This window comes from Pseudoalteromonas mucoides (assembly GCF_049257175.1).
Lineage (GTDB): Bacteria > Pseudomonadota > Gammaproteobacteria > Enterobacterales > Alteromonadaceae > Pseudoalteromonas.
The window spans coordinates 81,624-93,111 of record NZ_JBMMUC010000006.1; the positions used below are offsets into that span (position 1 = coordinate 81,624).

The following is an 11,488-nucleotide window of genomic DNA, read 5'->3' on the forward strand; positions in this document are numbered from 1 at the left end:
ATGAAAAACAAACCCCTGATTATTTTTATCGGCTGCTGCTTGGTGCCTTTGGTGTTGGCCTATTTAGCACTAAAACTGGAATGGATACCTTCAGCTGCAACAAATAATGGCACGTTCTTAAGCACAGAAATAAAACTTAAAAACTGGCAAAGCTCAGAGCATAAACAGTGGACGATTGCTTTAAACCATCCTCAACAGTGCCAACAAGCATGTGCAGAGCAATTACACGCACTCGATAATCTGTATGTAGCATTGGGTAAAAATCAAGGCAAAGTCGATATGGTTATTTTAGGCACACCCCAAAAGCAAGATTCAACGTGGCGACAATTAGCTCCAATGGCTGAGCTGGAGCCTGCGAGTTTGTATTTAATAGATCATATGGGATTGGTGGTTTTGCAATACCCCTATCAGCAAGAGCCGCAGCAAAATCGATTGGTGCAAAAAGGGTTATTAAAAGATTTAAAAAAATTACTTAACTATTCACGCTCAAGCTAATTTTATCTAAGGGGCTGATTATGTATAAAAACTATAAATATTTAGTGGTCGTGACCTTCTTTTTATCTATTTTAGTGGTTGGACTTGGTGCATACACGCGTTTGAGTGATGCGGGGTTAGGCTGCCCAGACTGGCCCGGATGTTACGGCTTTTTAACGGTACCAAAGCATGCTGCTGATCTTGCGTTGGTTGAGCAAACTTACCCAGATATGATGTTCGAAACAGCAAAAGCATGGAAAGAAATGATTCATCGCTATTTTGCTGGCACGTTAGGGGTATTAATTTTAGCGCTATTTATTGTGGCGTTTATTAAGCGCAAGCAGCCGACTATGCCTGTGGGGTTGCCGTTACTATTGCTCATATTAGTCATCTTTCAAGCTGCACTTGGGATGTGGACGGTCACCATGAATTTGCAGCCCTTAATCGTGATGGGGCATTTGTTGGGCGGTTTTAGTATTTTGTCGCTAGTGGCGCTACTGTACTTACGGCTAACCTCTAAACCAATTGATGGAGAAGATGCTCCTGCGAGGCGCCACTTTAAATTAAGCTTAGTTGCGTTAGTAGTACTAATATTACAAATAGCGCTGGGTGGTTGGCTTGCCGCCAATTATGCAGCACCTCATTGCAATGGTTTACCGCTTTGTAGCTATGGTCAGCCATTTTCACTGAGTAGTGTGTTTCAGTTACCTATGGAGCACAGTACGTATGAATATGGCGTGCTTTCACAACAAGCGAGAATGTCGATTCATTTACTCCACAGGATTTGGGCACTGGTTACCTGTGTAGTGCTCGCGTTGATTATGTGGCGTATATATAGTCATGCGATTTCTACAAAAATTAAACATTGCTGTGTATCCGTGCTCGTTGCTTTGTTTTGTCAAATAGCATTAGGCCTTGCAGTAGTGCATTGGCATTTTCCTTTGGGTGTAGCACTGGCACATAATTTAATGGCAGCCATACTGTTAATTACACTCGTTCGTTTATGCTTTTATTTAAAAGCCCGTACCTAGGAGGCTGTTATGGCACATTTATTAGCAATAACAAAAGATGCACCACATCAACTGACAGAGCTATTTAAAGACTACTTAGCGATTAGTAAATTTAAAGTGGTTGCAATGCTGGTGTTAACTGCATGGGTTGGTTTAGCGCTAGCCCCCGATGTTGGGCGCGGTGTTGGTGTACAATTTATAAGTTTATTAGGCATAGGTTTACTGTCGGCAGCAGCGGCGGTAATAAATCATGTGGTTGATAGTGAAATTGACAGTAAAATGGCTCGTACTAGGCATCGACCTGTGGCAAAAGGGCGCTTATCAAAGTTTCATGCCTTAAGTTTTGCCAGTGTTATTGGTGTAAGTGGTTTTGCAATGTTGGTAATTTGGGCAAATACCCTTACCGCAATATTAACGCTATTTGCTTTAGTGGGATATGCCTTTATTTATACCTCATTTTTAAAGCGCGCTACACCACAGAACATTGTTATAGGCGGGCTAGCTGGAGCGATGCCACCTTTACTGGGCTGGGTATCTGAAACAGGGCAAATGGCCGCTGCACCTTGGTTATTAGTGATGATTATATTTACTTGGACCCCGCCACACTTTTGGGCATTAGCCATTGCCCGTAAAAGTGATTATGAGCGAGCAAAAATCCCAATGCTACCTGTGACACATGGTATCGATTTTTGTAAAACATGCGTGATTGCCTATTCTGTTTTACTTGCTTTGGTGTGCATACTGCCTTATTTAATCGGTATGTCGGGTTTAATATATTTAGTTGCTGCATGTGTGCTAAATGCGGTGTTTATTTATAAAGCCATAAAACTAAAAATAGCGCCGGTGGATGACACGGCGATGGATTTATTTCGTTTTTCAATTATTCATTTAATGGTACTCTTTATCGCCTTATTTATTGATAAATGGCTTATTTTATGAAGGTATTAGCTATGAAGCTAAGTACGTGCATTGTTGTGATTTTAAGTGTGATGTTGTTAGCTTCATGCAGCGACGACAGTAAACCGAATGTCGAGGCTTTGGTATATGAACAAGCAAAACCTCTTAGTGATTTTGCATTGCTTGATCAACACAAAAATAAAGTGACGAAAGCGGCTTTTGCAGGGCAATGGAACTTAGTGTTTTTAGGTTATACCAGTTGTCCTGATATTTGCCCGTTAACGCTGGCAAAATTAAATGCCGTGCATAAAGCACTTAATGAGCAATACCCGTTACAAATTTGGTTTTTATCAGTGGATCCCAAGCGTGATACAGCAGATAAACGCAAAGCCTACATTGATTATTTTAACCCTGATTTTTTAGCCGTTTCAGGTGAGCATAAGGACTTATTTCCACTCGTGCGTGAGCTCGGCTTAATTTATGCCATTAGTGACAGTGATGAGCAAGAGTACGCTGTTGATCACAGCGCTTCTGTTGCTATGGTTGATTCACGTGGGGCTGTAAGGGCAATATTTAAACCTGAGTTTAAACAAGGTAGTGTTCCATTAATTAATGCTAAATCATTAATTAGTGAATTTAAATTGATAGCTGACTACTATCAATAAATTGCTATTAATGAGTAACCAAAACTCTGGATAATGAATTAGTTTCTAGCTAGAGGGGATTATTAGTATTTATTTTTAAAATCAATACCTATAGAACCCTTTAAGCAGAGTGCAGACTAAGTATATTTTCGATTGTTTTTGGAAGCGTTGGCCTCTTTTTTTACTTTTATTTCCCCCTCTATAAATAATTTCCTCTTTTTTCGATGCATATATGGCATTTTTCACAACTCAGTCTAAGCTTTTGTTATGAATTGGTAAATTACGCAAAGTGATGAAAGTATGTTGAAGCTTCCTGAAGAGTTAGCAATCACCAAAGTCGAATTTTTACATCAAGACTTGCTAAATGAGCTAAGTACTAATGACGATGTTTGCCTAGACATCAGCGATGTATCACGTGCTGATACTGCGTCCATTCAACTACTGTGTGCTTTACAAAAACACTTACTGTCTGTGCATCATAAAATAATTTGGATTGGACAGAGTGAGCCATTAAAGAACGCCATCAATCAATTAGGTTTAAATGAATATTTAATACTCGATAATGAAAATTAAGAGGTGTATATGAAAAGAATTTTAGCTGTAGATGATTCTGCGTCGATGCGTCAAATGGTGGGCTTTACATTAAAAAAAGCTGGCTTTGATGTAACCGAAGCAAAGGATGGCAGTGAGGCGTTGAATATAGCTAAGCAACAGGGTTTTGACGCTGTGATCTCGGATGTAAATATGCCTGTTATGGACGGTATTACTTTAATTAGAGAGCTGCGCAATTTACCCAATTATAAGTTTACACCCTTATTAATGCTGACTACTGAATCAGGCATGGACAAAAAAGTGGAAGGTAAGGCAGCTGGAGCAACAGGCTGGATAGTTAAACCTTTTAACCCTGATCAATTATTAGCGGTTTTAAAAAAAGTGATTCGCTAATTTAGGGAGCGAGGCATGAGTATAGATTTAAGTCAGTTTTTTGAAGTTTTCTTCGAAGAAAGCTTTGAAAGCTTTGAAGGCTTGGATGCCATGGAAGCTGAACTGCTTAATTTGGTGCCTGGTGAAGAAGACTCAGAAACAATTAATACAATATTTCGTGCTGCACATTCAATTAAGGGGGGCAGTGGCACCTTTGGTTTTGATTCAGTTGCTGAGTTTACGCATGTATTAGAAACGCTGTTAGATGAGGTTCGTGAGGGTAAGCGTACTTTAACGACAGAGCTTGTAAATTTATTACTAAAATCTGTAGATTGTTTAAGAGCTCTGCTGAGTGCTTTACAAGCAGAGCAAGCGCTAGACTTGAGCGAATCAATTGAGCTGAGAAAACAATTTGAAGAAATTTTAGCGCTGGAGAACAGCCAATCACAGCCTAGTGAAATTGTTGATCAAGCGGCTGAGGTTAACACCTACCAGATTGATTTTAAACCTCATCATCACCTATTCAAAACCGGCAATGAGCCGCTGTACATGATTAGTGAATTGGCCGAACTTGGTGATTTAGAAATTCAGGCATTTCACAATGAAATTCCAGACATAACAGATTTAAGCGCAGACGACTGCTTTTTATCTTGGCGGTTTTTTTTAAACACTGATAAACCAGAGCATGCCATCTCTGAAATTTTTGAATGGGTTGAAGATGATGCAGATATAACCATTGCTCTGTGTGGTGGATTATTTTCAGATGATGAACAGCCTAAACAATCAAAAGAAGCTCAAACCATTGAGTCTTCTAAAGTTAACACTTCAGTATCAAAAAACACTGCCCCAGAAGTAAAAGCCGCGATTAATGCTAAGGTCTCAGCGCCTGCTACAGCTGTGGAGTCAACCTCAATCAGAGTGGGTATTGATAAAGTAGATTCATTAATAAACATGGTTGGCGAGCTTGTGATCACGCAAGCGATGTTAAGTCAATTAGGTGAGCAAGAAATTACTGAGGCAACATTAACGTCGCTACAAGAAGGGCTCGCGCAACTTGCACACAATACTCGTGACTTACAAGAAAATGTGATGCGTATCAGAATGTTACCAATTAGTTTTGTGTTTAGCCGGTTTCCGCGACTAGTTAGAGATATATCGCAAAAGTTAAACAAGCAAGTAGAGCTAAAGCTTATCGGTGAGCAGACAGAGCTTGATAAAACTGTGATGGAAAAAATATCAGATCCTTTGGTGCACTTGGTTAGAAATTCTTTAGATCATGGGTTAGAAACAGTTGAACAGCGTATTGCCTCAGGTAAAGACCCTGTGGGTATTGTGACGCTTAACGCTTTTCATCAAGGTGGCAATATAGTCATCGAGATTATGGATGATGGGCAAGGTCTTAATACTCAAAAAATAAAACAAAAAGCCATTACAAATAGGCTCATCAATGAAACTGATGAGTTATCAGATAATGAAATAAACGAGCTCATTTTTATGCCCGGCTTTTCTACAGCAGATGAAGTGAGTGACCTTTCAGGCCGCGGAGTCGGTATGGATGTAGTAAGGCGTAACATTCAATCTTTAAATGGTTCTGTTGAAGTGACTTCTGCATCCGGGGTTGGTTCGACTTTTACTATTAGGCTACCGCTCACGTTGGCAATTCTAGACGGTCAGCTAGTTCGAGTGGCTAAGCATACTTATATTATTCCGTTAATTTCTATCGTTGAATCATTACAAATTGATATCACTAAAGTGAGCCGTGTAGGCAAAGATCTAGATGTATTACGGTTACGCGATGAGTACATTCCAATTCTACGGCTATATCAGATATTTAATCATCAAGATGCAATTGAAACTTTGGATAAAACCTTATTGGTTGTGGTTGAAAGTGACAATCAGAAAATAGGCTTATTGGTTGATGATTTACTATCGCAACAACAAGTCGTGATTAAAAGCTTAGAAGCAAACTATCAAAAAGTAGATGGTGTTTCAGGAGCAACCATATTGGGTGATGGTCGCGTATCGCTTATTGTTGATATTAGCGGGTTGATCAAATTATCCGGATTAAGAAAGCCAGGCAGCCAAGAGTTAATTGTTGAGTCACAAGCTAATTTGGAGGCGTCATGAGCACACTGAGTAGTGAGTTAGACCATAATCTAGTGCTTGAAAACGTCCAGGGCGTAAAACAGTTCCTTACCTTTATTATGGCCGAGGAAGAGTATGGCGTTGATATTTTAACAGTGCAAGAAATCCGTAGCTGGGAAGAGATCACCGCAATACCAAATGCACCCGACTATGTAAAAGGTGTGATTAATTTACGTGGAACTATAGTACCTATTTTAGATTTGCGGCTGAGATTTGGCTTACCCTACATCGAGTATGGTGGTTTAACTGTGGTTATTGTCGTGAAAGTCGAGTGCGCACAACAAAGTAAAATAATGGGCATGGCGGTAGATGCTGTGTCTGACGTTTATAGCATTATGGAGCAAGATGCGAAGATGGTGCCTTCATTTACAGAATCAGATAACTCGGAGTTTGTTGCTGGATTAGTAAACGTTGGGGAAAAAATGGTTGCATTACTCGACCTAAAAAAAGCAATGGATATATGAGTATCTGTTAATCGAGCTAATAAAAACTTATATAGAAGGTGATGGACATGGGGTGGTTTAGTAATTCTCAACGGAGCAAATCACAGAGTGATTTAGTTCTAACTGCGTTGAATAAATCGTTAGCTGTTATTGAGTTTGAGCCAAGTGGAAGAATTCTAACAGCAAATAATAATTTTTTAAATGTTGTGGACTATGGCTTGGCAGATATTCAAGGCCAACATCATTCTATGTTTGTCGAACCGGATGAAGTGGCTAGTAGTGAATATCAGCAATTTTGGCAGCGCTTAAAAGGAGGTGAATTCATTTCTAATGAATTTAAGCGCATTGGAAATAATGGCAAAGAAATATGGATTCAAGCAACGTATAACCCTGTTATTGATTCACAAGGTCAGGTTATAAAAGTTGTGAAATTTGCCACCGATATTAGTGAACAAAAATCGGCAACGGAAGAAGCAATACGTATTGCTAATCTCGCAAATGCCCTTGAAGTGTGCCAAGCAAATGTGATGATTGCTGATAACGACTTAAAAATAATTTTCGTTAACGAGCAAGTTAAGCAAATGCTGCAAGCACGTGAAAGCCAACTTCAAACAGTACTACCTAGCTTTGCTGTTGAAAACTTAATAGGCACCTGCGTTGATGATTTTCATAAGCAACCAGCGCATCAGCGTCAGTTATTAGCGAGTTTGAATGACCCTTATAAAGCTACATTACGTTTGGCTGGTCTTATTTTTAGTTTAATCGCAACACCTTGGCTGAGTCGTGACGGTGAACGTTTAGGCACAATTGTTGAGTGGCAAGACATTACTGATAGTGTTAATAAAGCAGAAGAAGAAAAGCGAGAAGCTGAAGAAAACCTGCGAGTACGTCGAGCATTGGATCGTGTTGCAACGAATACGATGATTGCAAATGCAGATAATGACATTATTTATATGAATGAATCGGTACTAAATATGATGACGGCAGCTGAAGCCGATATTCGTAAAGATTTGCCTAATTTTAATAGCAGTAAGTTGCTAGGGCAAAATATTGATGTATTTCATAAAAACCCAGCACACCAGCAACATTTACTAAGTAAATTAACGAATATATACAGTACTGAAATTAATGTAGGTGGGCGAACTTTTGGTCTTGTTGCTAACCCAATATTCACACCTGAAAAAGAGCGCATTGGTACAGTTGTTGAGTGGGAAGATCGCACCGATGAAGTCGCGATTGAAAAAGAAATGGCTGATTTGGTTAGTGCAGCAGGTAAAGGTGAGCTGAAGACTCGTGTAAATGAAGCTGGCAAAGAGGGCTTTTATCTTCGTCTAGCGAAAGGCTTAAATAGTTTAGTCAGTATTGTTGATGATGCAGTAGCTGATACTGGAACTATGCTTGATGCTATGGCTAATGGTGATTTATCTATTCGGATTGAGAAAGAATATCAAGGCTCATTTGATAAACTAAAAACAGACGCTAATGCAACAGCAGATAAGCTCACAGAAGTGATTAATCGGATTAACTCTTCGGCGACTATGGTTGCCAGTGGTGCAGAGGAGATCTCACAAGGTAATGCCGATTTAAGTCAGCGTACTGAAGAACAAGCATCGTCATTAGAGGAAACCGCTTCGAGTATGGAAGAAATGACCAGCACTGTGCGACAAAATGCTGACAATGCAAAGGTAGCGAACAGTTTAGCAGTAGAAACTCGCGACAAAGCGATGCAGGGTGGGGAAGTTGTAAACCGAGCGGTTGTTAGTATGTCAGCTATCAATGAAGCAAGTAAGAAGATCGCTGACATTATTAGTGTTATTGATGAGATCGCATTTCAAACAAATCTGCTTGCGCTCAATGCCGCAGTTGAAGCAGCCCGAGCAGGAGAGCAAGGGCGTGGTTTTGCTGTTGTAGCGGGGGAAGTCCGTAACCTCGCACAACGTTCTGCTGGTGCCGCAAAAGAAATTAAAGAGTTAATAAGAGATAGCGTTGGGAAAGTGGAAGACGGTACGCTATTAGTGAATGAGTCCGGTGCAACGTTGCAAGATATTGTCAGTTCAGTGCAAAAAGTGACAGAGATGATTTCTGACATCACAGAAGCCTCTGAAGAGCAAAGTGCAGGAATCGAACAGGTAAATAAAGCTATTTCGCAAATGGATGAGATGACTCAGCAAAATGCCGCGTTAGTTGAGCAAGCGTCTGCTGCTGGTGAATCTATGTCGGAGCAGGCGAATGATATGCGTAGGCTGCTGAACTTTTTCTCACTCAGTCAGCAAGAAATACCCGGTTTAATTGAGTCAACGCCAACCGCAAAAACACCAACACGAGCTAGTCAAAATATTCGCAGCGCTCCTCGCGGTAACGACTTTGCTGACTCTTCCGATGAATGGGAAGAGTTTTAGCTAAAGCTTAAGGGCAGCTCCATAGGTTTTGAGCTGCCGATCTCTTTGTTTTAACATTTTTGGCATGTCGAGTGCGCGCAATGAAAGAGTTTTTACTAACGGATAATGATTTTAAAAAAATTGCATCACTGGTTTATGGCGCATGTGGCATCGTACTTGGAGAGCACAAGCGCGAAATGGTTTATTCTCGTCTTGCAAGGCGTATTCGTACTCTGCGGTTAGCCAACTTCAAACAGTATCTAGATTATTTAGACACTCATAAAGAGCAAGAGTTTAGTGATTTTATAAATGCGATTACTACAAATCTAACATCTTTTTTTCGAGAAGCTCACCATTTTGAATATTTAAAATCGCACATTGTTCCTGCGTTGTTACAAGCTAATAAACAGACAAAACGAGTAAGAGTGTGGTCTGCTGGGTGTTCGAGTGGTGAAGAACCTTATACCTTGGCCATGATATTAAATGAGTTATTTCCAATTAATTGGGATGTGAAGATACTCGCCACAGATTTAGATTCTAATGTACTTGCAAAAGCGCAGTCAGGAAGTTACACAGCAGCGAATGTGAATGGTCTTGGGCAGCATCATTTGCAACGTTGGTTTTTAAAAAGTAAAAATGGGGAACTCTTTAAAGTAAAGCCTGAACTACAGGAAAAAATATATTTTAAGCGATTGAACTTACTCCAAGAGTGGCCAATGAAGGGGCCTTTTGATGTAATTTTTTGCCGTAATGTTGTTATCTATTTTGATAAAGAAACCAAAGATCAGCTTTTCCAGCGGTATTGCACTATTTTGGCGCCCTGTGGGCATTTATTTTTAGGCCACTCTGAAAGCATGGGGAAAGAACATACGGAGTTTAAAAACTTAGGGAGAACGATTTATCAAAAGGAGATGCATGAAGCAAAGCTTTAAACCTGTATTACCTGGTTTTGAACATGTTAAGCGGTTTTGGGATGCTGGGAAGCAGCATATGATAGCTAAAGTTTTACCGGGCGAGTTTTACGTATCTAAGAATGATGAATTAATTACAACGGTACTTGGTTCGTGTATTGCTGCATGTATTTATGATGATCGCTTAGGCATCGGAGGAATGAACCATTTTATGTTACCCATGGAAAAAGGGACTGAGTTTACCGGCGCTCACAGTTTAAATTGTCGTTATGGTAATTGGGCGATGGAATTCTTAATTAACGAGGTTATAAAAAATGGCGCGTCTCGGCAAAACTTAAAAATAAAGTTGTTTGGTGGCGGGAAAATAATTCGTTCTATGACGGATATTGGCTTAGGAAATATTCGCTTTGCTTACGCATATGTACAAGAAGAAGGGCTTGAGCTTGTGTCGCATGATGTTGGCGGGCCTTGGCCAAGAAAGGTGTTATTTAATCCGCAAACGGGCAAGGCACAAGTGAAAAAGTTACGTGAAATGCATAGTGATGCCCTTGAAAAACGTGAAATACGTTATCTGCATGATATCGAAAAACAAGATTCCCAAACGGATATAGAGCTATTTTAGGAGGAACTATGATCAAAGTGTTAGTTATTGATGATTCGCCTTTGATCAGACGCCTGCTGACTGAAGTGTTGAGTCAAGCCAAGGATTTAATGGTTGTCGGTTGCGCAGAAGATCCTTACCAAGCACGTGAAATGATTAAACAATTGAACCCAGATGTTATTACACTTGATATTGAAATGCCGAAAATGGATGGGATCAGTTTTTTAAAAAACTTAATGCGATTGCGGCCAATGCCAGTGGTGATGATTTCAACGCTCACGAAAAAAGGCTCGCCGGTTACATTAGAAGCTCTAGAGCTCGGGGCTGTGGATTTTATTGCTAAACCGACAGTTAACGTATCACAGCAATTTGTCCAATATGCTCAGTTCGTACAGCAAAAAGTCCGCACTGCTGCGTCTGCCCGGGTACGTTCGTTTAAGATGAGTCAAGATAAACCTCAGGATGTTGTTAGTATTTCTGAGTTTGATTTAAAAGCCTTGGTAGCTATCGGTGCATCTACTGGTGGGACTGAAGCTATCAAGGAAGTGTTATTAAGGATGCCAAAAAACTGCCCTCCAATTGTTATTACCCAACATATTCCCGCGGTATTTAGTTATTCGTTTGCTCAGCGAATGAATCGAACCTGTCTAATTAATGTTAAAGAAGCTGAGCACGGTGATAAATTAACGTCAGGCACTGCGTATATAGCACCAGGTGATAAACACTTAAGCGTGATAAAAAAAGGGGGAAATTTGTTTTGTGCTTTAGATGAATCTCCACCGGTTAATCGTCACCGCCCTGCGGTGGATCGTTTATTTAATTCATTAGTTAATGTATGCCCCGAAAATACCGTCGCGGCATTATTAACAGGTATGGGAAGTGATGGGGCGAAAGGGTTGTTGGCGTTAAAGCAGCAAGGCGCGTATACCCTAGCACAAGATGAATTAACCTCAGTTGTGTGGGGTATGCCAAAAGCTGCTATAGAATTAAATGCTGCAACAGATATTGTGCCACTAGATAAAGTGGCACATAAATTATTGCAGCGTGCGCAAAAAACTTGA

12 protein-coding genes are annotated in these 11,488 nt (G+C 40.2%); all 12 read left to right on the top strand.

From position 1 onward, the window contains the following. The 12 genes from AAEU30_RS08585 (at nucleotide 1) to AAEU30_RS08640 (ending at nucleotide 11,488) form a co-directional block, all read left to right on the top strand. Nucleotides 1–495, top strand: coding sequence for a transmembrane cytochrome oxidase associated protein (locus AAEU30_RS08585; protein WP_421960160.1), 495 nt, complete (start codon nucleotides 1–3; stop codon nucleotides 493–495). A 20-nt stretch (nucleotides 496–515) separates the two neighbouring features. Beyond that, the gene (locus tag AAEU30_RS08590) at nucleotides 516–1,505 is read left to right on the top strand and encodes a COX15/CtaA family protein (RefSeq protein WP_421960161.1); all 990 of its coding nucleotides are present in this window, start codon (nucleotides 516–518) and stop codon (nucleotides 1,503–1,505) included. Nucleotides 1,506–1,514: 9 nt separating this feature from the next. After that, nucleotides 1,515–2,423: a heme o synthase gene (cyoE, locus tag AAEU30_RS08595; RefSeq protein WP_421960162.1), complete on the top strand. Its 909-nt coding sequence runs from the start codon at nucleotides 1,515–1,517 to the stop codon at nucleotides 2,421–2,423. Nucleotides 2,424–2,434: 11 nt separating this feature from the next. Further along, nucleotides 2,435–3,046, top strand: a complete 612-nt coding sequence (locus AAEU30_RS08600; RefSeq protein ID WP_421960163.1) for an SCO family protein — start codon at nucleotides 2,435–2,437, stop codon at nucleotides 3,044–3,046. A 258-nt stretch (nucleotides 3,047–3,304) separates the two neighbouring features. Further along, the gene (locus tag AAEU30_RS08605) at nucleotides 3,305–3,598 is read left to right on the top strand and encodes an STAS domain-containing protein (protein ID WP_498049584.1); all 294 of its coding nucleotides are present in this window, start codon (nucleotides 3,305–3,307) and stop codon (nucleotides 3,596–3,598) included. Nucleotides 3,599–3,607: 9 nt separating this feature from the next. Next, on the top strand, nucleotides 3,608–3,970 hold the full coding sequence (locus AAEU30_RS08610) for a response regulator (protein WP_290209780.1): 363 nt from the start codon (nucleotides 3,608–3,610) through the stop codon (nucleotides 3,968–3,970). A gap of 15 nt (nucleotides 3,971–3,985) precedes the next feature. Beyond that, a complete protein-coding gene (locus tag AAEU30_RS08615) occupies nucleotides 3,986–6,076 on the top strand; it encodes a chemotaxis protein CheA (protein ID WP_421960165.1) in 2,091 nt (696 codons plus the stop codon). Next, nucleotides 6,073–6,558: a chemotaxis protein CheW gene (locus AAEU30_RS08620; protein WP_421960166.1), complete on the top strand. Its 486-nt coding sequence runs from the start codon at nucleotides 6,073–6,075 to the stop codon at nucleotides 6,556–6,558. The genes AAEU30_RS08615 and AAEU30_RS08620 overlap by 4 nt, the downstream gene beginning before the upstream one ends. Nucleotides 6,559–6,605: 47 nt before the next feature. Then, on the top strand, nucleotides 6,606–8,936 hold the full coding sequence (locus tag AAEU30_RS08625; RefSeq protein WP_421960167.1) for a methyl-accepting chemotaxis protein: 2,331 nt from the start codon (nucleotides 6,606–6,608) through the stop codon (nucleotides 8,934–8,936). Nucleotides 8,937–9,016: 80 nt separating this feature from the next. Continuing rightward, entirely contained in the window at nucleotides 9,017–9,847 is an 831-nt protein-coding gene (locus tag AAEU30_RS08630) for a CheR family methyltransferase (protein ID WP_421960168.1), read from the top strand. Beyond that, nucleotides 9,831–10,448: a chemoreceptor glutamine deamidase CheD gene (cheD, locus tag AAEU30_RS08635; RefSeq protein WP_421960169.1), complete on the top strand. Its 618-nt coding sequence runs from the start codon at nucleotides 9,831–9,833 to the stop codon at nucleotides 10,446–10,448. Before AAEU30_RS08630 ends, cheD begins: the two co-directional genes overlap by 17 nt. Nucleotides 10,449–10,456: 8 nt before the next feature. Further along, nucleotides 10,457–11,488 carry a protein-glutamate methylesterase/protein-glutamine glutaminase gene (locus tag AAEU30_RS08640; RefSeq protein ID WP_421960170.1) on the top strand — a complete coding sequence of 344 codons (1,032 nt, stop codon included), beginning with the start codon at nucleotides 10,457–10,459 and terminating at the stop codon, nucleotides 11,486–11,488.

Bases quoted from the DNA above. Each gene is read 5' to 3' on its own strand.
- AAEU30_RS08600 (WP_421960163.1), top strand. From the start codon at position 2,435: ATGAAGCTAAGTACGTGCATTGTTGTGATTTTAAGTGTGATGTTGTTA.
- AAEU30_RS08585 (WP_421960160.1), top strand. From the start codon at position 1: ATGAAAAACAAACCCCTGATTATTTTTATCGGCTGCTGCTTGGTGCCT.
- AAEU30_RS08590 (WP_421960161.1), top strand. From the start codon at position 516: ATGTATAAAAACTATAAATATTTAGTGGTCGTGACCTTCTTTTTATCT.
- AAEU30_RS08625 (WP_421960167.1), top strand. From the start codon at position 6,606: ATGGGGTGGTTTAGTAATTCTCAACGGAGCAAATCACAGAGTGATTTA.
- AAEU30_RS08620 (WP_421960166.1), top strand. From the start codon at position 6,073: ATGAGCACACTGAGTAGTGAGTTAGACCATAATCTAGTGCTTGAAAAC.
- cheD (WP_421960169.1), top strand. From the start codon at position 9,831: ATGAAGCAAAGCTTTAAACCTGTATTACCTGGTTTTGAACATGTTAAG.
- AAEU30_RS08610 (WP_290209780.1), top strand. From the start codon at position 3,608: ATGAAAAGAATTTTAGCTGTAGATGATTCTGCGTCGATGCGTCAAATG.
- AAEU30_RS08615 (WP_421960165.1), top strand. From the start codon at position 3,986: ATGAGTATAGATTTAAGTCAGTTTTTTGAAGTTTTCTTCGAAGAAAGC.
- AAEU30_RS08630 (WP_421960168.1), top strand. From the start codon at position 9,017: ATGAAAGAGTTTTTACTAACGGATAATGATTTTAAAAAAATTGCATCA.
- AAEU30_RS08640 (WP_421960170.1), top strand. From the start codon at position 10,457: ATGATCAAAGTGTTAGTTATTGATGATTCGCCTTTGATCAGACGCCTG.
- cyoE (WP_421960162.1), top strand. From the start codon at position 1,515: ATGGCACATTTATTAGCAATAACAAAAGATGCACCACATCAACTGACA.